19 protein-coding genes are annotated in these 19,981 nt (G+C 67.2%); 9 read left to right on the top strand and 10 right to left on the bottom strand.

The features are described from left to right. Positions 1 to 26: 26 nt before the first annotated feature. Both OVA31_RS02035 and OVA31_RS02030 read right to left on the bottom strand, forming a co-directional pair. Positions 27 to 1,316 (bottom strand): MFS transporter, encoded by a 1,290-nt coding sequence (locus OVA31_RS02035; RefSeq protein ID WP_267629468.1) that lies wholly within the window; start codon positions 1,314 to 1,316, stop codon positions 27 to 29. Positions 1,317 to 1,447: 131 nt separating this feature from the next. Beyond that, positions 1,448 to 1,837 carry an MmcQ/YjbR family DNA-binding protein gene (locus OVA31_RS02030; protein ID WP_267629467.1) on the bottom strand — a complete coding sequence of 130 codons (390 nt, stop codon included), beginning with the start codon at positions 1,835 to 1,837 and terminating at the stop codon, positions 1,448 to 1,450. Positions 1,838 to 1,899: 62 nt separating this feature from the next. Here OVA31_RS02030 and ligA point away from each other — a divergent pair, with 62 nt between their 5' ends. Next, entirely contained in the window at positions 1,900 to 3,975 is a 2,076-nt protein-coding gene (ligA, locus tag OVA31_RS02025) for an NAD-dependent DNA ligase LigA (protein ID WP_267629466.1), read from the top strand. A 35-nt stretch (positions 3,976 to 4,010) separates the two neighbouring features. Here the strand turns inward: ligA and OVA31_RS02020 are convergent, their stop codons facing one another. Beyond that, entirely contained in the window at positions 4,011 to 4,679 is a 669-nt protein-coding gene (locus OVA31_RS02020) for an amino acid-binding protein (RefSeq protein WP_267629465.1), read from the bottom strand. A gap of 89 nt (positions 4,680 to 4,768) precedes the next feature. Between OVA31_RS02020 and OVA31_RS02015 the strand changes: the two genes are divergently transcribed. From OVA31_RS02015 to gatA, 3 genes are all read left to right on the top strand, one after another. After that, positions 4,769 to 5,362 (top strand): antibiotic biosynthesis monooxygenase, encoded by a 594-nt coding sequence (locus OVA31_RS02015; protein WP_267629464.1) that lies wholly within the window; start codon positions 4,769 to 4,771, stop codon positions 5,360 to 5,362. Positions 5,363 to 5,440: 78 nt separating this feature from the next. Further along, positions 5,441 to 5,755 carry an Asp-tRNA(Asn)/Glu-tRNA(Gln) amidotransferase subunit GatC gene (gatC, locus tag OVA31_RS02010; protein WP_267629463.1) on the top strand — a complete coding sequence of 105 codons (315 nt, stop codon included), beginning with the start codon at positions 5,441 to 5,443 and terminating at the stop codon, positions 5,753 to 5,755. Beyond that, on the top strand, positions 5,752 to 7,242 hold the full coding sequence (gene gatA, locus OVA31_RS02005; RefSeq protein ID WP_267629462.1) for an Asp-tRNA(Asn)/Glu-tRNA(Gln) amidotransferase subunit GatA: 1,491 nt from the start codon (positions 5,752 to 5,754) through the stop codon (positions 7,240 to 7,242). The genes gatC and gatA overlap by 4 nt, the downstream gene beginning before the upstream one ends. Before the next feature lie 4 nt (positions 7,243 to 7,246). Here the strand turns inward: gatA and OVA31_RS02000 are convergent, their stop codons facing one another. Together OVA31_RS02000 and OVA31_RS01995 are read right to left on the bottom strand one after the other, a co-directional pair. Further along, positions 7,247 to 8,485, bottom strand: coding sequence for an alpha/beta-hydrolase family protein (locus tag OVA31_RS02000; protein ID WP_267629461.1), 1,239 nt, complete (start codon positions 8,483 to 8,485; stop codon positions 7,247 to 7,249). Next, positions 8,482 to 9,105 (bottom strand): hypothetical protein, encoded by a 624-nt coding sequence (locus tag OVA31_RS01995; protein ID WP_267629460.1) that lies wholly within the window; start codon positions 9,103 to 9,105, stop codon positions 8,482 to 8,484. Before OVA31_RS01995 ends, OVA31_RS02000 begins: the two co-directional genes overlap by 4 nt. Before the next feature lie 223 nt (positions 9,106 to 9,328). On the opposite strand from OVA31_RS01995, the gene OVA31_RS01990 reads away from it, so the two are divergent. The 3 genes from OVA31_RS01990 (at position 9,329) to OVA31_RS01980 (ending at position 12,419) form a co-directional block, all read left to right on the top strand. Further along, positions 9,329 to 10,594: a sensor histidine kinase gene (locus OVA31_RS01990; protein ID WP_267629459.1), complete on the top strand. Its 1,266-nt coding sequence runs from the start codon at positions 9,329 to 9,331 to the stop codon at positions 10,592 to 10,594. A 10-nt stretch (positions 10,595 to 10,604) separates the two neighbouring features. Next, entirely contained in the window at positions 10,605 to 11,267 is a 663-nt protein-coding gene (locus tag OVA31_RS01985; RefSeq protein ID WP_267629458.1) for a response regulator, read from the top strand. Between the two features lie 117 nt (positions 11,268 to 11,384). Beyond that, positions 11,385 to 12,419 (top strand): 6-phosphofructokinase, encoded by a 1,035-nt coding sequence (locus tag OVA31_RS01980; protein ID WP_164309069.1) that lies wholly within the window; start codon positions 11,385 to 11,387, stop codon positions 12,417 to 12,419. Between the two features lie 4 nt (positions 12,420 to 12,423). Here OVA31_RS01980 and OVA31_RS01975 read toward each other — a convergent pair whose 3' ends face one another. Next, positions 12,424 to 12,681 (bottom strand): PspC domain-containing protein, encoded by a 258-nt coding sequence (locus tag OVA31_RS01975; RefSeq protein ID WP_267629457.1) that lies wholly within the window; start codon positions 12,679 to 12,681, stop codon positions 12,424 to 12,426. A 145-nt stretch (positions 12,682 to 12,826) separates the two neighbouring features. Between OVA31_RS01975 and gatB the strand changes: the two genes are divergently transcribed. Continuing rightward, a complete protein-coding gene (gene gatB / locus OVA31_RS01970; RefSeq protein WP_267629456.1) occupies positions 12,827 to 14,329 on the top strand; it encodes an Asp-tRNA(Asn)/Glu-tRNA(Gln) amidotransferase subunit GatB in 1,503 nt (500 codons plus the stop codon). Positions 14,330 to 14,354: 25 nt separating this feature from the next. Here the strand turns inward: gatB and OVA31_RS01965 are convergent, their stop codons facing one another. From OVA31_RS01965 to OVA31_RS01955, 3 genes are all read right to left on the bottom strand, one after another. Continuing rightward, positions 14,355 to 14,813 (bottom strand): Imm63 family immunity protein, encoded by a 459-nt coding sequence (locus tag OVA31_RS01965; protein WP_267629455.1) that lies wholly within the window; start codon positions 14,811 to 14,813, stop codon positions 14,355 to 14,357. After that, positions 14,813 to 15,550: a TNT domain-containing protein gene (locus OVA31_RS01960; RefSeq protein WP_267629454.1), complete on the bottom strand. Its 738-nt coding sequence runs from the start codon at positions 15,548 to 15,550 to the stop codon at positions 14,813 to 14,815. Before OVA31_RS01960 ends, OVA31_RS01965 begins: the two co-directional genes overlap by 1 nt. A 123-nt stretch (positions 15,551 to 15,673) precedes the next feature. Then, the gene (locus OVA31_RS01955; RefSeq protein ID WP_267631370.1) at positions 15,674 to 16,741 is read right to left on the bottom strand and encodes a PQQ-dependent sugar dehydrogenase; all 1,068 of its coding nucleotides are present in this window, start codon (positions 16,739 to 16,741) and stop codon (positions 15,674 to 15,676) included. Positions 16,742 to 16,934: 193 nt separating this feature from the next. Between OVA31_RS01955 and OVA31_RS01950 the strand changes: the two genes are divergently transcribed. Beyond that, positions 16,935 to 18,059 carry a DoxX family protein gene (locus tag OVA31_RS01950; RefSeq protein WP_267629453.1) on the top strand — a complete coding sequence of 375 codons (1,125 nt, stop codon included), beginning with the start codon at positions 16,935 to 16,937 and terminating at the stop codon, positions 18,057 to 18,059. Between the two features lie 30 nt (positions 18,060 to 18,089). Here OVA31_RS01950 and ilvD read toward each other — a convergent pair whose 3' ends face one another. Further along, positions 18,090 to 19,934: a dihydroxy-acid dehydratase gene (gene ilvD / locus OVA31_RS01945; RefSeq protein ID WP_267629452.1), complete on the bottom strand. Its 1,845-nt coding sequence runs from the start codon at positions 19,932 to 19,934 to the stop codon at positions 18,090 to 18,092. Between the last annotated feature and the right edge of the window lie 47 nt (positions 19,935 to 19,981).

Raw genomic sequence — 19,981 nt, 5'->3', positions numbered from 1 at the left:
AGTCCGACTCCTTCCGGGGGAGAGCGTCAGCCGGACTCGGCGTCGACGGTGGACTGCGCACTTGTCTGCGTGGTCCCGAACACCACGCCCTTGCGTTCCCTGCCGAGCGTCGTCAGCACGATCACGACGATCAGGACCGGCACGATCGTCACCGACAACGCAAACGGATAGCCGTGTCCCTCGGCGAGGCGCTCCTGGATGGGGAGATTGAACGCGGCCAGGCAGTTGCCCAACTGATATGTCACACCGGGGTAGAACCCACGGATCTCGTCGGGTGACAGTTCGGTCAGATGGGCGGGGATCACACCCCAGGCGCCCTGGACCATCACCTGCATCAGGAACGCCCCCAGGGCCAGACTGCCTGCGGTGGTGGAGTAGGCGAACAGGGGCACGATCGGCAGTGCGAGAAGTGCGCACGCGACGATCAGCACCTTGCGGCCGTACCGTTCGGACAGCGCGCCGGCGATGAGGCCGCCGATGATCGCACCGACGTTGTAGATCACCGCGATCCAGGTCGCCGTGCTCTTGGCGAGTTCCGCCCCGCCGTGCTCGGTCGCCTTCAGGAAGGTCGGATAGATGTCCTGGGTCCCGTGGCTCATCCAGTTGAACGCCGTCATCAGCAGCACCAAGAAGATGAATCGCCGCCAGATCACCGGATTGGCCAGGAGGTCGCGGACCGAGGTCTGGGTCTGCTTCACCCGCTCCCGGGTGGCCCGCCACGCCTCGGACTCCTCGACCTTGGCCCGGATGAGCAGACTGATCAGCGCCGGGATGATCGAGAGGGCGAACATCCAGCGCCAGCTGAGTCCCAGCCACGTGTTGAGCAGCAGGAACGCGAGTGAGGCGCACAGGTAGCCCATCGAGTACCCGCTCTGCAGGAAGCCCGAGAAGAAGCCGCGGCGTGAGACGGGGATCTTCTCCATCGCCAGTGCGGCACCCAGGCCCCACTCGCCGCCCATGCCGATGCCGTAGAGCATGCGCAGGATCATCAGGATCCAGAAGTTGGGCGCGAACGCGCAGAGGAATCCGACGAAGCTGTAGAACACGACGTTCGCCATCAGCGGGATCTTGCGGCCCTTGCGGTCCGCCCACAGGCCGAAGATGAACGCGCCGACCGGCCGCATGATGAGGGTCATCGTGGTGATCAGGGCCATCTGATCCAGCGGCACGTCGAAATCCTCGGCGATGTCGGCGTAGATCAACACCACCAGGAAATAGTCGAACGCATCCATCGCCCATCCGAGATAGGCGGCGGCGAACGAGTTGCGCTGGTCTGGGGTGAGCCGTTCGCGCGGTGACGCTGCGGCCGTGGACATCCGAACCTCCCGGGTCGACTGCGAACCCAGCCTAGACCCCGGTCACCGCGCGGTGGGCAAGTCACCGACTTGTCGGATTTGTCGTACCTTGAAGGGGCGCAGTCGGATTGGTATCGGTCCTGATGGCCGGGTCAGTCGGGCGTCGACAACTTGGCGATGGATCGCCGGGGCGCGATCTGTCGATAGCTGGCGTCGAGGAGTTCGCCGACCTCCACCCAGTCGGACAACTCGTCGAGCACCAGGCCCAGCCATCCGTACGCTCCGAGATAGGCGGGCAGAAAGAACCGCGAGTCGTCAAGTAGGGCCGGACGTTCCGACTCGTCGGGAATGAACAGGATGGACTGATCGTGTCGTACCTTGCTGCCCTTGACGCCGCCGCCGTAGTTGCCGAACATCTTCCCGCACCGGAATGTCGGGCGGCCGTGGGCGACCACTTCGGTGGTGTCGGGTAACGCCAGCGCGATCTCCCGCACGCGAGCGAGCACGGGATCGGCGTCGTCGAACATGATCGGGTGGGGCATGAACCCAGGATAGGGCGGGTCGGCAGGCCGGAGATGTCGGTCTCCTCCGATAGGCTCAGGTCGTGGCAGAAGAAGTCGGCACCACCGATCAGAGCGGCGACCTGCGCGAAGAGTGGACCGCGCTCGCCGACGAGATCCGCGACCATCAGTTCCGGTATTACGTCAAGGACGCACCGATCGTCACGGACGGGGAGTTCGACCATCTGCTCCGCCGGCTGCAGGAACTCGAAGACGCGCATCCGGAACTCGCGACCCCCGACTCGCCGACCAAGCTCGTCGGCGGCGGGTTCTCGACGGCATTCACACCGGTCGACCATCTCGAGCGGATGTTGTCCCTCGACAACGTCTTCGACTCCGACGAGATGCGAGCCTGGGTGGACCGGGTGGAAGCCGAGACGGGCAGCGGCGTCGACTTCCTCTGCGAACTCAAGATCGACGGTGTCGCGCTGGCCCTCGTCTACACCGACGGCACGCTCACCCGTGCCGTCACCCGTGGCGACGGCCGGACGGGGGAGGACGTCACCCTCAACGCGCGCACCATCGAGGACATCCCCAACCGACTGGCCGCATCCGACGACTTCCCGATCCCGCATGTGCTGGAGGTGCGCGGAGAGGTGTTCTTCCGCGGGGAGGACTTCGCGGCGCTCAACGCGTCCCTGGTCGCCGACGGCAAGCCGCCGTTCGCGAACCCGCGCAATTCTGCTGCGGGATCGCTACGTCAGAAGAATCCGCAGGTGACGGCCCGGCGTCGACTCCGGATGATCTGTCACGGCATCGGGCACACCGAGGGCTGGCGACCGGCGTCGCTGCACGATGCCTATCTGGCGATCGGCGCGTGGGGTCTGCCGGTGTCCGCCCACACCACCAAACTCGACGGCGCCGCGCAGATCCTCGACAAGGTCGCCTACTGGGGTGAACACCGCCACGACGTCGAACACGAGATCGACGGGATCGTCGTCAAGGTCGACGATGTCACCCTCCAGCGCAGGCTGGGTGCGACGTCGCGCGCCCCTCGATGGGCCATCGCCTACAAATATCCGCCCGAGGAGGCGACCACCAAACTCCTCGACATCAAGGTCGGGGTGGGGCGGACCGGGCGTGTGACGCCGTTCGCGTTCATGGAGCCGGTCCTGGTCGCCGGATCGACGGTGGCCCGCGCGACGCTGCACAACGAGTCCGAGGTCAAGCGCAAGGGCGTGCTGATCGGTGACACCGTCACCATCCGCAAGGCCGGTGATGTGATCCCCGAGGTCCTGGGTCCGGTCGTCGACGTCCGCGACGGGAGCGAACGCGAGTTCGTAATGCCGACTCACTGCCCCGAGTGCGGGACCGAACTCCGGCCGGAGAAGGACAGCGACGCCGACATCCGTTGTCCCAACACGGAATCCTGCCCGGCGCAGTTACGGGAGAGACTGTTCCACCTGGCCGGGCGCGGCTCGTTCGACATCGAGGCCCTCGGCTACGAGGCTGCGACCGCGCTGCTGACGTCCGGAGTGATCGTCAACGAGGGCGACCTGTTCGGCCTGACCGCCGACGATCTCGTGAAGACCGATCTCTTCACCACCAAGGCAGGAGCCCTGTCCGCCAACGGCAAGCGGCTGATCGCGAATCTCGAGAACGCCAAGAAGGCACCGCTCTGGCGGGTCCTGGTGGGATTGTCCATCCGGCACGTCGGGCCGACCGCGGCACGTGCCCTCGCCACCGAGTTCGGATCGCTGCAGGCGATCGAGGACGCGAGTGCCGACGATCTGGCCGACGTCGAGGGACTCGGAGCGACGCTGGCGCAGAGCATCCGGGACTGGTTTGCCGTCGCCTGGCACCGTGATGTCGTCGAGAAATGGCGTGCCGCAGGCGTTTCCATGGAGGACGAGCGTGACGAGTCGATCGCCCGGACGCTGGAGGGCAAGACCGTCGTGGTGACCGGTTCACTCGAGGACTTCTCGCGCGACGGCGCCAAGGAGGCGATTCTGGTGCGCGGCGGCAAGGCGTCGGGGTCGGTGTCCAAGAAGACCGACTTCGTCGTGGTGGGTGATTCGCCCGGCAGCAAGGCCGCCAAGGCCGAACAGCTCGGCGTCCCGGTCCTTGACGAGGACGCCTTCAAACGTCTTCTCGAGACGGGGGATCCCGGCCAGGGTTGAGTCGGGCGGGCTGAGACGGCCGGCGCCGTCATACGTCAGCTCTCCGCGCGCAGAACGGTACTGATGATGCCCGCGAGGTAGCCGAGACGGGCCACCTCCGACGGCCGGAAATCGGGGCCACCGATACGGCCGAGGAGAATCGCCTTGTCCCCGTTGCCGAGTGGGGCCGCGGCCATCCGGGTGTCCATGTCCTTCCACGCATCGGGTACCCAGTCGCCCTCACCGTCGAGCTGCGCGGCGTCGCGCAGTGGCAGCCAGTCGACATGCGTCAGTGGCGTCTCCGGAGCACCCGAACTGCCGAACAATTGCAGAACGCCGCCGCTGGCATCGGTCACGACCATGGCCCAGGAGACGCGCAACACACGAGGGGCGTTGTCGACGAGAACCTGCAGACGATCGCGCCCCACCGTCGCGACCTGGTCGACCAGTTCGAGCTCCCGATGTGTGTCGAGCACCCCCGAATACGGCCTGATGGAGTCGACTCGGACGCCGTTGAGCTTCTCGGCCGCCGTGATCAGAGCGTCGGGCAGAGAACCCGGGGACACCTCGACCACGAGGTCGTCGACGGCATAGCCGTCGCCGCGTTCCACGACCTCGAGCGAGAGGATGTCGGCCCCCACCGAACCCAGCTGGACGGCGAGCAATCCGAGACTGCCCGGCCGGTCCTGGAGGTACACCCGCAGCAGGTAAGACACGCCCGCCATTGTCGCACCACCGATCGAGCCGCGTGCGGTGAGGCATCCGGTGCGGCCGGCGATGTGCGTACCGCGCAGGGAACGGTCACCATGAACCCATGGCTGCCGATACCCCGACCGACCGAGGAGGCGACGGTTCCACCCAGGTCACCACGTCGGTCGCACGACGGATCCAGTCCGGTCGCGAACACGACTTCGTGGCCTGGACGGACGCCGGGATAGCCCTGGCCCGCACGTTCCCGGGATTCCTCGGCGGCGGCTGGCTCCGCAACTCCCGGATCGACGACGAGTACTACGTGGTCTATCGGTTCGCCGACGAGCAGGCCATGGACGACTGGGTTCGCTCGCCGGTGCGCAAGGCGTGGCTGTCACGAGGTGAGGGGGTCGCCGTGGAGTACGCGACGCACCGGCTGTCGGGCATCGAGGGCTGGTTCGAGCCGCAACAGCACCTGACCAACGCGGTACGCGTGCACGGCGACGCCGGTGCTCCGCCGCCGCGCTGGAAGCAGGCGATCACCATCTGGCTGGGCTTCTTCCCACTGTCGCTGGCCGTCAACCTGTTGCTGATCAGTCACCTGCACGCACTACCGGTGGCGGTCACGACGCTGATCGCCACGCTCGTCAACACACCGTTGATGGTCTACGTAGTGCTGCCATGGCTGACCGCCCGGCTCCATCGATGGCTGGACTGACCACCGCGACGACGCCGCCCCGGTGCACTCCCATAGGCTGATGGGCAGACCACGCACGACACGGCGAAAGGACCTGGCATGTCCAGCGGATCAGGGTCGGCGATCTCTCGGGAGGAGGTCGCGCATCTGGCTCGGCTGTCCCGGCTCGCGCTGACCGACGACGAACTCGACCAGTACGCGACGCAGCTCGATTCGATCCTGGCGCATGTCGCCAAGGTGTCGGAGGTGGCGGCCGACGACGTGCCGGGCACCGCGCACCCCGCCGCCCTCGCGAATGTGCTCCGTCCAGACGTCGAGGAGCCCTGCCTGACCACTGAGCAGGCACTGTCCGGCGCGCCCGCCGTCGAGCAGGACCGGTTCGCGGTACCGCAGATCCTGGGGGAGGAACAGTGACCGATTCATCACGGGTCGCCGGGGAGATCACCGGCCTCTCGGCCGCCGATCTCGCCGCGAAGATCGGCAGCCGCGAGGTGTCGTCGGTCGAGGTCACCCAGGCCCACCTGGACCGGATCGCCGAGATCGACGACCAGCTCGGTGCCTTCCTGCACATCAGCGGTGCCGAGGCGCTGGTGGCGGCCAAGGCCGCGGACGACGCGATCGCGTCGGGTGAGGCGCCGTCGCCGCTCGCCGGCGTCCCGATCGCACTGAAAGACGTGTTCACCACGGTCGACGCGCCGACCACCTGTGGCTCCAGGATCCTGGAAGGGTGGGTGCCGCCGTATGACGCGGCCGTGACCGAGCGGCTGCGCGCCGCAGGCATCCCGATCCTCGGCAAGACCAACATGGACGAGTTCGCGATGGGCAGCTCGACCGAGAACTCCGCGTATCAGGTGACCCGCAACCCGTGGAACACCGACAAGATCCCGGGAGGGTCTGGCGGCGGCAGCGCGGCAGCGCTCGCGTCGTATCAGGCTCCGCTGGCCATCGGCACCGACACCGGCGGATCGATCCGCCAGCCGGCCGCCGTCACCGCGACGGTCGGCGTGAAGCCGACCTACGGCACGGTGTCGCGCTACGGCCTGGTGGCGTGCGCATCGTCGCTCGACCAGGGCGGGCCGTGCGGGCGCACCGTACTCGACACGGCTCTGCTCCACTCGGTGATCGCCGGACACGACAAGCGTGACTCCACCTCGATCGACGCGCCTGTCCCCGATGTGGTTGCCGCAGCCGAGTTCGGTGCGCAGCAAGATCTTTCGGGTGTCCGGATCGGTGTGGTCACTGAACTCCAGGGCGAGGGTTATCAAGCGGGCGTACTGGATTCGTTCCGCGCGGCCCTCCAGGTGCTCACCGACCGCGGTGCCGAGGTCGTCGAGGTGTCGTGCCCGCACTTCACCTATGCGTTGGGCGCGTACTACCTGATCCTGCCGTCGGAGGTGTCGTCGAACCTCGCGCGTTTCGATGCCATGCGGTATGGCCTCCGGGTCGGCGACGACGGCAAGCACAGCGCGGAAGAGGTCATGGCGTTGACCCGCGACCAGGGTTTCGGGCCGGAGGTCAAGCGCCGCATCATGATCGGCACCTACGCGCTGTCGTCGGGCTATTACGACGCGTATTACGGACAGGCGCAGAAGGTCCGGACCCTGATCGCCCGGGACTTCGCCGACGCGTTCGAGAAGGTCGACGTCCTGGTGTCGCCGACCACCCCGACGACCGCGTTCGACCTGGGCGAGAAGGTCGACGATCCGCTGGCGATGTACCTGTTCGATCTCTGCACGCTGCCGGTGAACCTGGCAGGGATCGGCGCGATGTCGGTGCCGTCCGGACTGTCCGCCGACGACGGGATGCCGGTCGGCCTGCAGATCATGGCCCCCGCACTCGCCGACGATCGCCTCTACCGGGTGGGTGCTGCCTACGAGGCTGCACGCGGGCCCGTCGGCTGACCCGTCACCCGCCGTCGGTCGTCGAGGACATGCTCGACGACTGCTCCTGGCCGTATCGGTGACCGACGCCCGGAGCGCCGTCGAGCGACCCGAGCAGATCTGTACTCGTCTGCAGGAAGCCGACAACCGGTAACCACGGTGGGTGGCGGACGGATCGTCCGATGACCACCGTGCCCTGCGGTTGCCGCGCCGGTCGCCAGATCAGCGATGGGGACCACCGCGGGATCGGGTCGGACGCGTTGGCCAGGACGACCCGTCGCGCGCCCGCTCCCGGGTCGTCGCCGACGGCGTCTCCGGGGACCCCCGCCAGCAGCGTCTCGGCGACCGCGCCGGGGCGGTGGTCGCCCGCCCAGACCCTGGCCTCCTCCGCGCCGATGGCTCCGAGGCTCTGTCCGTAGAGATGGATGCGTGGTCGTCGATCCGGCGGGCGGTCCATGGTGCGGTCGATCACCTCGTGGAGCAGAGCGACCGCGCTGCGTCCGGCCGCCGAGCGGTCGCCGACAAACGCCCGCCACGACGGCATCTGGGCGTACTGGATGGCGAGAATCGCGACATGCCCGGCAAATCGGTCCTCATAGCCGGCGACGGCGGTGGCGTCGATCCACCCGGAGCCGGTCGGCACGGCGATCACCACGGCCCGGAGGTCGAGGCCCCCCGCGTCCACCCATCGCGTAGCGAGGTCCCGGCTGCGACTCGTCAACGACGTGCCGTCGTCGAGGCCGTAGATCACGCCGGCCGGTGTGTGGGGTGAGGACGGCGCGTCGTCGGCCTGAGCTGCCGGAAGGTATCCCGCGGCGACCGCCACCACCGTCGCACCGATCATCGCGGTGGTCCGTGGCAACGAGACGATCGCCGTGAACAGCAGTGCGGCAGGGACGATCGAGGCGGCGAGCCAGCTCACACCGGCCTGTGGTGCGCCCAGATCCGTGCGGAGTGAGTTCTGCCACGACAGACTGAGCAGCGACATCGAGGCCAGCGCACCGGCTGCCCCGGCGACGGCTGCGACCGCCTGGGCCGGTTTCGCGGTGCGGCGCCGGGTGGCGACAAGTGCTGCGGTCGTTGCGATTCCCACGCACAGGGCGGTGAGGGCGCCCGAGACGATCCCGGATCGGGGGAGCCCACACGGCCACAGCGCCATCACCGCACCCAGGGCCGCTGCGATCGAGACGGCAGGGTGGGGTGGGGTGAAGGTGGCTCGTCGTGGGTACCGCACCGGCCCGAACGGGGGTGCGGCGGCGCTCATTGCGGCGTATCGGCTCGTCGGTCGAGGAGGTCTGCCCATCCCCGTCCGACGCCGGACGACACGATCTGCGTCGCGGACTCGACAGCGGTGGGGGGGCCGTCGTATTGCCGCCAGGTATTGAGGCGGAGGGCCACTTCCGTCGCGGTGGCGGCGGCGTCACACAGCGGATAAGTACACGACGCGTGCATCCGGTCGACGAGTAGACGGTCCAGGTTCACGCGCGCCCATCCGCCCAGGGGATGCCCGGTCTCCGCGGCGTAACGCAGTATGTCGTAACCGAAGTCGTGGGACCGGCACAAGACCTCGAACCGCCGGGGCAATGTCACCGGTGAGGAGCAGCCGCCGCTCGGATTGACCGGATAACCGGCGACGACCCGCGGCCGGTAGCCGAGGTCTGCAGTGAACTCCGGTGGTAGCTCGCGTGCGACGCGATCGGGATGACCGGATGTGAGGTCCCACACCATCCGGCCGGCCGGCGTGGCCAGATCACCTGGCGTCGGCGGCAGGGCCGTCGGGGCGGCGCCCGGTATGTCCGCCTCGGACGATGACCGTGCATCGGACGCACCGTAGCCGAGACCGAGAATCGTTGTGGCTGCGGCGATGAGAATGAGGATGACCAAGCTCCGGCGCCCTCGGGGCCGGTCGTTTCTGTGATTTCTCATGGCGTCGAAGTTACGAATCCACGGCACTATGCCACATCGGCCTTAACGGTGAATAAGTCACCGTCGCGTGGTCGGGAGTGGGTCGAAGTCTCTGCTCCGGACGGGGGAGAACGGAATCCCTCTCGAGTATGAGGACGTGCGAGGTCGTGCCCGCATACCGTGGACAGTCGAGGTGATGAGAATGTTCCGACGAACGAGGTCGTTGATCGGCACGGCCGGGACGGCGGCGGTGCGCGAGATCCAAGGTCTGCCGGCCGTCCAGGACCCGGCAGTCCGCCGCTACTTCGCGTCGCGGGCCAACTGGTTCTTCCTGACGACGGCCGTGGTCCTCTACTCGGTTTCGTGGCCGACGCTGCCGCTGACCCATTCGATGCCGACCTATGCACTGCCGGTCGTCGCGGCGTTCGCAGCCTTCCCGGTCGCGCTCGCGTGGTCGGCGCCACTGATCGGCTGGGCGATCTCGGTCGTCTCGGCACAGATGATCGGGATCGTGGTGCCCACCGTCAACGGCTGGCCGTGGTCGATTCAGGTGACCCATCTGATCGCCCTGCTGGTGTTGACGTTCTTCGCCTATGTTCGCTGTGCGCTGCGGTGGGTGCCCGTCGTCTGGGTCTGCACCGCGATCGTGTTCGCGATCGCCGCGCCACCCGGTGCGCGCGGTGGGTGGGTGTTCGGGCTGACCTTCCTCGCGGTGGTGGTGGCCCTGGTGCGTTTCCTCTCGCGTTCGCGCCGTCAACTAGCTCAGAGCACCGAGCAGACCCAGTTGGTGGAATCCCAGAAGGCGATCCTGCAGGAGCGGACCCGGATTGCCCGGGATCTTCATGATGTTGTGGCGCACCGGATGTCGGTCGTGGTCGTGATGGCGCAGACTGCGCGATACCGACTCGACGACGTGAGTGACGAAGCGGCGGCGGAATTCGAGGCGATCGCAGTGTCCGCGCGTGCCTCACTCGACGAGGTCCGTCAGCTGCTCGGTGTGCTGCGGACCGACGGGGAGGTGCTGTCGGCTCCCAACCCCGGCCTCGGTGACCTCGACGGACTGGTGATGCAGACGAGGATGGCCGGGGCCGTCGTCGATCTCTCCGATTCGGTCGACCACGACGGCATCGGTGATGCCTCGAGCCTGGTCATCTACCGGATCGTGCAGGAGAGTCTCGCCAACGCCACCCGACATGCGCCGGGCGCCCGGATCGAGGTGCGGATCGCGCCTGCGGGTGACGGGACCGCCGAGATCGAGGTCCGCAATTCGGCCCCGACATCGGAACCCGTCCGGATCGCGGGGCCCGGCACCGGAATCCCCGGGATGATCGAGCGGGCCTCGGCGGTAGGGGGAGTACTGACCACCGAGCCCTGCGACGACGGGGGCTTCGTGGTCCACGCACTGATCCCCGAACGGGGTGGTCACACAGTCGGTGTCGCCGCGTCGACGTTGCGCGCGGGCGAATAGGCTCTGATTCGTGGCTCTCACCGTGGTGGTCGTCGACGATCAGGCGATGGTGCGTCAGGGGTTCTCGGCCCTGCTCGCCGCGCAATCCGACATCTCGGTTCTCGGTGACGCCGCGGACGGGGTCGAGGCAGTCGAGCTCTGTGCGCGGGTGCGGCCGGATGTGGTCCTGATGGATGTGCGGATGCCGCGCAAGGACGGGCTGCGGGCCGCCGAGGAGATCCTGCGCTCGGCATCACGTCCCAGCGACGGAACCCCCACCCGGGTGCTCATGCTGACCACGTTCGACATCGACGACTATGTCTTCGAGGCCCTGCGCATCGGTGCGTCGGGATTCATGCTCAAGGACGCGCCTGCCGACGAGCTGGTCCGAGCAGTTCGGGTGGTCGCCGCGGGCGAGGCCCTGTTGGCGCCCTCGATCACCCGGCGACTCATCGCCGAGGTGACCTCGCGGCGCGGACGGGCACCGCGGAACGCCGCTGTCGAACATCTCACGCCCCGTGAGCGGGAGGTGCTCGACCTGGTCTCGGACGGCAAGTCGAACGCGGAGATCGCCGGTGATCTGTTCGTCTCCGAGCAGACCGTGAAGACACACGTCAGCAGCGTGCTCGGCAAGCTGGGCCTGCGCGATCGCGCGCAGGCCGTCGTCTTCGCCTACGAGAACGGGCTCAAGTAGCGGCGCCCTCTTCGGTCGGCGCGCCGTCCGGGATGTGCGACGTCCGGCAGATGATCGCCCCGCCCACTAGATTGAGTGGCGTACGTATGACGTCGGTCGGCATGGAGGTCCCAGGGTATGGCCAAGAGGTTCGGCATTCTCACCAGTGGCGGCGACTGCCCTGGACTGAACGCGGTGATCCGCGGTGCAGTACTCAAGGGTGAGACCGTCTACGGCCACGAGTTCGTCGGCTTCAAAGATGGCTGGTATGGCCTCGTCTACGGCGACATCATCGAGCTGGACCGCACCCGCGTCCGCGGTCTCTCGCACGAGGGCGGAACGATCCTGGGCACCAGTCGCTTCGGCCCGTATCAGGAGCCCGACGGTGGCCCCGAGGCCATCAAGAAAGTGCTGAAGAACCTCGGAATCGACGGTGTCATCGCGATCGGCGGCGAGGGCACGGCTTCGGCGTCGAAGAGACTCTACGAGGACGGCATCAACATCGTCGGCGTACCCAAGACGATCGACAACGACCTCGACGCCACCGACTACACCTTCGGCTTCAACACCGCGGTGGAGATCGCCACCGAGGCGATCGACCGGCTCCGGACGACCGGCAACTCGCACAAACGGTGCATGGTCTTGGAGGTCATGGGCCGCCACGCCGGGTGGATCGCCCTCTACTCGGGTATCGCGGGTGGTGCGCACGCGATCCTGATCCCGGAGCAGCCGGAGAGTCTCAACCAGATCTGCGCCTGGGCGACCAGTGTCAAGAATCGCGGACGTGCACCGATGGTCGTGGTCGCGGAGGGATTCAAGCTGCCCGACATGGATCAGGCCTACTCCGACAAAGGACTCGACGGCTTCAATCGGCCGCGGCTCGGCGGCATCGGCGAGGTGCTGGCCCCGCTCATCCAGGAACGCACCGGCATCGAGACCCGCTCGACGGTGCTCGGCCACATCCAGCGAGGCGGCGTTCCCACCGCGTTCGACCGGGTGCTGGCCACGAGACTCGGTATGGCGGTCACCGACCTCTGCGCCGACAAGGGCTGGGGCAAGATGGTCGCGTTGCGCGGCACAGACATCGTGCACGTCGACTTCGCCGATGCCCTCGCCAACGAGAAGTCGGTGCCGTCCGACCAGTATCAGGAGATCCGCGTCATCTTCGGGTGATGGTCTACGGACTCGACGACGGATAGGTGATCGGCGAGGCCATGACCGGCGGCTGCGCAACGGGCTCACGCGGGATGACGACCCAGAGCACCAGGTACAGCAACACCTGCGGTCCGGGTAGCAGGATCGAGGCGACGAAGAGGACGCGGATGAGCGTGGCGTCCCAGCCGAAGCGTTTGGCGATGCCCCCGCATACTCCGCCGAGCCAGGAGTCGTCTCGGGAACGCATCAATCGGGTGGTGGCTGGTTCTGGTGTGGTCATCGGGGGGTTCCTTTCTGATACTCCCGACGCTACGCAGGTGAAGGCCTGGCGGCATCGGGGATGACCCTGACCTCGACCCCGGTTCTCGCGTGTAGTTCGCCGACCCATGCGGTCGCGGGATGGGCGGAGCAATAAGATGGACCCCATGACTGCCGCTGCCACTGAACTGCTCGACTACGACCAGGTCATCGCGGATTTCGATCCGGTCATGGGCCTCGAGGTACACGTGGAACTCGGGACCGTGACCAAGATGTTCTGCGGCTGCCCGACCACGTTCGGTGCCGACCCGAATACCCAGGTGTGCCCGGTGTGCATCGGCCTGCCAGGTGCACTGCCGGTGGCCAACCTGAAGGCCATCGAGTCGGCGATCCGGATCGGCCTCGCGCTCAACTGCTCGATCCGGCCGTCGAGTGTGTTCGCGCGGAAGAACTACTTCTATCCCGACCAGCCGAAGAACTACCAGATCTCCCAGTACGACGAGCCGATCGCCTACGAGGGGTACCTGGAGGTGTTGCTCCCGGACGGAACGCCCTGGCGCGTCGAGATCGAACGTGCGCACATGGAGGAGGACACCGGCAAGTCGTTGCACGTCGGCGGGTCCGGCCGCATCCAGGGAGCCAGTCACTCGTTGTTGGATTACAACCGTGCAGGCGTCCCGCTGGTGGAGATCGTGACCAAGCCCATCGTCGGTGCGGGGGAGCGCGCGCCGGAGGTGGCCCGTGCATACGTGACGGCCCTGCGCGACCTGTTGAAGGCTCTCGGGGTCTCCGATGTCCGGATGGATCAGGGATCGATGCGCTGCGATGCCAACGTGTCACTGATGCGTAAGGATGCCGCGCAGTTCGGTACCCGCACCGAGACAAAGAACGTCAATTCGCTCAAGAGTGTCGAGATCGCCGTGCGTCACGAGATGCGCCGCCAGGCGGCCATTCTCGAGGCCGGTGGTGAGATCATCCAGGAGACAAGGCATTTCCACGAGGAGGATGGCACCACCGCCGCGGGCCGGCGCAAGGAGACCGCGGAGGACTACCGCTACTTCCCCGAGCCCGATCTGCCGCCGGTGCAACCGGATCCGTCGTGGATCAAGGAGCTCGGGACCACGCTGCCGGAGATGCCCTGGGTGCGGCGCGCGCGAATCCAGGAAGAGTGGGGCGTCTCCGACGAGGTGATGCGCGATCTCGTCAACGTCGGTGCGGTGGACCTGATCATCGAGACCGTCGAGGCGGGTGCAAGTCCGGAGGCCGCCCGCGGTTGGTGGGTCTCCTTCCTTGCGCAGCAGGCCAACACCCGGTCCGTCGAGCTCGCGGAGCTGTCGATCTCGCCTGCTCAGGTCGCGACCGTGATCGGGCTGGTCGACGGGGGCAAGCTCACCAACAAGCTCGCCCAGCAGGTCGTGGTGGCGGTACTCGACGGTGAAGGCGAGCCGGAGCAGATCGTCGCCGACCGAGGGCTCGAGGTGGTGCGCGACGATTCGGCATTGCAGAAGGCGGTCGACGAGGCGCTGGCCGCGAACCCCGACATCGCCGACAAGATCCGGGGCGGAAAGGTTCAGGCGGCCGGCAAGATCGTCGGCGACGTCATGAAGGCCACCCGCGGTCAGGCTGATCCGGCGCGGGTGAAAGAGCTTGTGATCGCCGCCTGTCAGTGACGATTCGGTGCCATGCCGGGAAGGGTCACCTCCGGGTGGGTAGCATCGCGAGGACGTCGGCAGTCGCGCCTGCGTCGATCAATCGGGATCGCATCGTCGAGAGCCAGGTGTCGGCCCACGTCTGATCGACTGACGCCAGGATCTCGTACTGCGCCTGCCACGAGGCGCGGCTGAAGTCGGGCGAGCCCGGCGGGTGCAGCCGCCAGGACATACGCTCGGAGATCGACTCCGCCACCCAGCGGAGGAACTCGTCGGGGTCCGGCGTGCTCCGGTCGGACAGGATGCGGTCGCGCTCGCGGGCGGTGAGATGCCAGCCGTCGGGGCCGCGTACGCAGTAGGGCGTCGATTCACCGCGTACCGAGCCGAGCACCGGCAGGTCTTCCGGACGAGCACCGAGCCGGACCGCGAGATCCTCGATCCGCGCACGCATCTCGCCGTCGAGCAGATTATCCGATCCGTCCCGATCGGCCGGCGTCCCGACCATCAACTCACGGCGGGAAACGACTGCCGCAGATAGCCGGCACATTTCAACCATCCGACGCTCAGGGTGCCGTCCTGGTTGATGAAGCTGATGCACTGCGGATACGACGGGTCGTCGAGGTAGGACCTCACCACCTGATACTGGATGCCGCCGCCGCGCTGCGCGAACCAGGGAGCGATCCGGCCGGTGTCCACCGAGAACGTCTTGATCACCTCGTACACGTGATAGTTGCAGTACTGTTCCTGCCCCTGCGGGCCGGAGAGATTCGATGGCGGGAGGGCACGAGCCGCATACTTCGTGCCCGGGACCGCCAGGAAGTTGCCACCTTCGCCGCCGTACCGGTCCATCCGGGTTCCGACCTGCAGCATCTTCTTGTGTCTGATCGGCTGCTTGTTGCGGTCGAGGACATAGCCCTGCTCCGGTGGATAGGTCCACCACTTCGTGTCGCCGTCATAGTATTTCGTGTCGAACTTCGTGGCGGCGTCCTCGCCGGTGAACGACCCGAAACGCTGATAGCCGGCCAACTGCTGACCGGTCGGCGGCTGAGTCGAGAAGGTCTGCGGCCCGTATCGGCTGTTTCCGTCGTACGAGGCCACCGAACAACCCTGGGTCGTCGGACCGCCGAGCGATCCGAGGTCCAAGGGCCCGAATGGGCCCGGCGCGGCCTGGGCGACGGCGCCGGCGCCGAACAACAAGGAGAACGCGAACGCCAGGACGAGAAGGACTCTACGACGAACCATGACGGGAACCCTCCGCGACGGATGAATGCTCGATGCTCGATCTGACCAGCATTCGTCCACGCGTGCGTGTGTTTTCGAGATTTTGTCACCAGCAGTTTCCGCAGGTGAACCGGGCAGCTCGGGTCAGGTGCGATCTTCGGTCGATGACGGCGGGAGCCACTTCACCACTCGATCGTCGGTGCTCACCGGTTTTCCGTACTGCTCGTTGACCGTCGCGAACTGAAGGATGCCGTTCTGCAGTGCCACCATTCGACCCAATGCCCCGTACCGCTTCTCGAGCACCACCACCGGCGGGGTGATGGCAGGCTTCTGCCGGGTCGGTTCGTTGATCGCCTCGATGTGCTGTGTTCGCGTGGTGGAGACGAAGATCGCGCCCGACGTCACGGCGCACCCGGCGATCTGTGGCCGGTCCGGCCAGGTCCACAACACCTTCGGGCCCGACGATTCGAGCACCTGCACGCGATCCTCGGCGGCGGTCTGATCGGCGAAGTACAGCGACCCGGACGTCGTGCTCGGGCACAGCGAGACGTTGGAACCGAGACCGGAGGCCAGCGTGCGCGGACGTGGGTTGGCCCCCGATCCGAGCGCGGTCACCGACAAGATCTTCCCGGCCAGCGACGACGGGCTCGCCGCGGCGGAGGGATCGCCTGCGTTGCCGGTCGCCACGATCAGTTCGGCAGGGTTGCGGAAATACATCGCACCCATGTTTCCGTTGGCGCCCTTCGGGATACCCGTCAGAATCGGCTTCGGCACGTCGCCGGGCGCGATCCGCACGACGCGATTGTCGGATGCGGTGGTGATCAATGCGTAGATCAGTCGGTCCTGCGCGTACGTGGGTGAGAACGCGAAGTCGATCAGTCCGCCGTCGCCGGACGCATCGACCGGCACCGTCGCCAGGACACGTTGCGGTCCATAGCGTTTGGTGGTGATGATCTTGCCGGTCGTCCGCTCGGCGACCACTGTGACGTCGCCTTTGTCGTCGCCTGGCATCACCCCCGCGGTCGATGTCAGGCATGTCGCGATCACGGCGGGGTCAGGATCCACACAGGGTCCCGGCGGGGGAGGGATGGGAGGCTCTGCGGGGGTCGGGGGCGGCGTCTGCTTCTTCTGCTGCGACTCGTTGTTGGCACTGAATGTGCCGGCGTCCTTCTCTCGGTCCTGCGCGGAGAAGTCCGCACATCCGCTGATCATCGTCAGCACCGAGACGATCACGACGACGGCGCCGACCCGGACCCGATACGTCCGGCCCCCCGATGCGGACCGTTTCCGGCCACGCATTCCTGTCGGCCACCCCTTGCGCATACGACCCAGAGTAGGTGATCGATTTCGACTCACCGCGTGCTGCTGGAACCAGGTGCGCCCGACAGCGCATAGAGTCGGGCGTGTGACCGAACGCGACATGGCTGCAGGCAGCGGTTCCAGTCCGTACGACGAACCGACGGGCGAGATCGACCTGGGCGAGGGCGCCTCGATGCGTCGTCGGCAGGTGCCGGCGGATGACCGGGACGAGTTCTACGCCCGGCATGCGCTTCCCGAACGGCCCGGCGTCTCGAGAGTCGACGACCTCGATGACATCGATCCCGACGAACTCGACACCCAGGCGATGCCTGCCCGGCCGGCTGCGCGGACCGTCGCCGCACCTGCCGCGACGCCGACCGAGGCGATTCGACGGCCCGACGATGCCGCCGATGCGGAGACCCAGCGGTTCGCGGCGCCGCAACCGCGCACAAACCCGCAACCGGTCGAGGACGTCCGCACCGATGACTTCACGGCAGTCCCGCCGACCCGGGTCGCCGCTGCGGAGACCGTCGTGCCCGAGAGCGGTGTGTCCGATGCTGTCGTGCCCGGCGTCGCGGATTCTTACGAGGCGGCCCCGGCGGTCGCCGATGAACGTCTCCGGTCGGCGGAGGAGGATCTGTCCGAGGCGCAGCGCCGCGCACGCCGCGGCACCCTCGACATCGGGCTGCTCGTATTGCGTGCCGCGGTCGGAGTGATCGCCCTCGCGCACGGGTCGCAGAAGCTCTTCGGCTGGTGGAACGGGCCGCGACTGTCGGGATTCGAGGACATGCTCCTCAATTCGCCCAACCCGGCGATCGGTTTCACCCCCGACGCCGCACGTCCCCTGGCCATCGTGGGCGCGGTCTCGGAGACGCTCGGCGGTCTCATGCTGGTGGTGGGATTGTTCACACCGGTCGCCGCGTCCGCGGTCCTGGGTGTGATGTTGGTGGCCGCGGCCTACAAGGCGACCCTGGCAGGTGGGGTCTGGTTCTTCGCGGCCGACCCGAACGGCGCAGGCATCGAGTTCGAACTGCTCCTCTGTGCCTGCGCGGTGGCGATCATCCTGACCGGTCCGGGCCGGATCTCGCTCGATGCACCGCGCGGCTGGGCGCGACGACCGGCCTGGGGGTCGCTGGCGTTGCTCGTCGTCGGGATCGGTGCCGCCGTCGCCGTCTGGATGGTGTTCAACGGCACCAATCCGTTCGAGTCACCGGGTAACCCGACCGGCTGATGCCGGCCGGGCCTTCCGGAATCCGATCGCTCAGTCGACCACGCGCACAGCGCCTCGGTCGGCCGAGGTGGCCAACTTGGCGTAGGCGCGCAATGCGGTGGTGACCGTCCGCTGACGGTCCTTGGGCTGCCACGGCCGCTCCGACGCCTCCATCTTGGCGCGCCGCTCGGCCAGCACCTCGTCGTCGACGAGGACTTCGAGGCGACGGGTCTTGACGTCGATCAGGATCGGGTCACCGTTCTCGATGAGACCGATGACGCCGCCGGCCGCCGCTTCGGGGGAGATGTGACCGATCGACAGTCCCGACGATCCGCCGGAGAACCGGCCGTCGGTGATCAATCCGCACTTCTTCCCCATGCCGGTGCCCTTCATGAAGGCGGTGGGGTGCAGCATCTCCTGCATGCCTGGCCCGCCGGCCGGCCCTTCGTATCGAACCACGAGGACCTCACCTGCCTGGATCGTCTTGGACAGGATCACCTGGACGGCTTCCTCCTGGCTCTCGACGACACGGGCCGGACCTTCGAAGTGCCAGAGATCCTCGTCGATACCCGCGGTCTTGAGGATGGCGCCGTCGTCGGCGAGATTGCCGCGTAGCACGCACAAGCCACCCTCGACGGTGTATGCGTGTGCGAGATCGCGGATGCAGCCACCCTCGGCATCGGTGTCGAGGGAACTCCACCGGTTCGCGGTGGAGAACGGCGTGGTGGTCCGGACGCCGCCCGGTGCCGCATGGAACAGCTCCCGCGCCTCGTCGATGGCCTTGCCGCCGCGGACGTCCCAGTCGTCGAGGAACTGGGCGACGGTCGGGCTGTGCACCGTCGATGCGGTGTCGTCGAGAAGTCCGGCCCGGCGCAGTTCACCCAGGATCGCCGGGATGCCACCGGCCCGGTGCACGTCCTCCATGTGGTAATCCGAGTTCGGCGCGACCTTGGAAAGGCACGGCACGTTGCGACTGATCTCGTCGATGACCGAGAGGTCGAAGTCGGCGACCTCGCCTTCCTGCGCGGCGGCGAGGATGTGCAGCACTGTATTGGTCGACCCACCCATCGCGACGTCGAGAGCCATGGCATTGCGGAACGCCGTGGGGGTCGCGATGTTGCGGGGGAGGACCGACTCGTCGTCGTCGCGGTACCAGCGGTTGGCCGCGTCGACCACGACGCTGCCGGCGCGCTCGAACAGTGCGTGGCGCGCTTCGTGGGTGGCCAGCGTCGAACCGTTGCCGGGCAGCGCGAGTCCGAGTGCCTCGGTGAGGCAGTTCATCGAATTGGCGGTGAACATACCCGAGCACGACCCACAGGTCGGGCACGCGGATCGTTCGACCTCGCTCAGCCCCTCCTCGTCGACATCGCTGTTGGCCGACGCCGAGATCGCGGTGATCAGGTCGGTGGGCGCCTGCGCGACACCGTCGACGACGACCGCCTTGCCGGCCTCCATCGGGCCTCCCGAGACGAACACCGTGGGGATGTTCAGGCGCATCGCGGCGTTGAGCATGCCGGGAGTGATCTTGTCGCAGTTGGAGATACAGACAAGGGCATCGGCCGTGTGCGCGTTGACCATGTATTCAACCGAGTCGGCGATGATCTCGCGGCTCGGGAGCGAATAGAGCATGCCCCCGTGTCCCATCGCGATGCCGTCGTCGACGGCGATGGTGTGGAACTCGCGAGGCACACCACCGGCCGCACGGACCGCGTCGGCGACGATCTCGCCCACATCCTTGAGATGCACGTGGCCGGGTACGAATTGCGTGTAGGAGTTGGCGATCGCCACGATCGGCTTGCCGAAATCGTCATCGGTCATTCCGGTGGCCCGCCACAGCGAGCGCGCACCGGCTGCTTCGCGGCCGACGGTGGTGGTTCGGGACCTCAGAGCTGGCATGCAAAATCCTCGATGTTCGTCGTCCTGCCTGGGCTCGGGCAGACGTG

Origin of the sequence: Gordonia sp. SL306 (assembly GCF_026625785.1) — a bacterium.
GTDB lineage: Bacteria > Actinomycetota > Actinomycetes > Mycobacteriales > Mycobacteriaceae > Gordonia.
The sequence above is the reverse complement of the archived record's forward strand: the minus strand, read 5'-3'. Positions and strand labels throughout refer to the sequence as shown.

What these genes read in the sequence shown, in the direction of transcription:
- OVA31_RS01965 (WP_267629455.1), bottom strand. Translation starts at nt 14,813, where the DNA reads ATGGTCGGGACGCCGGCCGATCGGGACGGATCGGATAATCTGCTCGAC.
- OVA31_RS02035 (WP_267629468.1), bottom strand. Translation starts at nt 1,316, where the DNA reads ATGTCCACGGCCGCAGCGTCACCGCGCGAACGGCTCACCCCAGACCAG.
- gatB (WP_267629456.1), top strand. Translation starts at nt 12,827, where the DNA reads ATGACTGCCGCTGCCACTGAACTGCTCGACTACGACCAGGTCATCGCG.
- OVA31_RS01980 (WP_164309069.1), top strand. Translation starts at nt 11,385, where the DNA reads ATGGCCAAGAGGTTCGGCATTCTCACCAGTGGCGGCGACTGCCCTGGA.
- ilvD (WP_267629452.1), bottom strand. Translation starts at nt 19,934, where the DNA reads ATGCCAGCTCTGAGGTCCCGAACCACCACCGTCGGCCGCGAAGCAGCC.
- OVA31_RS01955 (WP_267631370.1), bottom strand. Translation starts at nt 16,741, where the DNA reads ATGATCAGCGGATGTGCGGACTTCTCCGCGCAGGACCGAGAGAAGGAC.
- OVA31_RS01990 (WP_267629459.1), top strand. Translation starts at nt 9,329, where the DNA reads ATGTTCCGACGAACGAGGTCGTTGATCGGCACGGCCGGGACGGCGGCG.
- OVA31_RS01975 (WP_267629457.1), bottom strand. Translation starts at nt 12,681, where the DNA reads ATGACCACACCAGAACCAGCCACCACCCGATTGATGCGTTCCCGAGAC.
- OVA31_RS02000 (WP_267629461.1), bottom strand. Translation starts at nt 8,485, where the DNA reads ATGAGCGCCGCCGCACCCCCGTTCGGGCCGGTGCGGTACCCACGACGA.
- OVA31_RS01960 (WP_267629454.1), bottom strand. Translation starts at nt 15,550, where the DNA reads ATGGTTCGTCGTAGAGTCCTTCTCGTCCTGGCGTTCGCGTTCTCCTTG.
- OVA31_RS02030 (WP_267629467.1), bottom strand. Translation starts at nt 1,837, where the DNA reads ATGCCCCACCCGATCATGTTCGACGACGCCGATCCCGTGCTCGCTCGC.
- gatC (WP_267629463.1), top strand. Translation starts at nt 5,441, where the DNA reads ATGTCCAGCGGATCAGGGTCGGCGATCTCTCGGGAGGAGGTCGCGCAT.
- OVA31_RS02015 (WP_267629464.1), top strand. Translation starts at nt 4,769, where the DNA reads ATGGCTGCCGATACCCCGACCGACCGAGGAGGCGACGGTTCCACCCAG.
- OVA31_RS02020 (WP_267629465.1), bottom strand. Translation starts at nt 4,679, where the DNA reads ATGGCGGGCGTGTCTTACCTGCTGCGGGTGTACCTCCAGGACCGGCCG.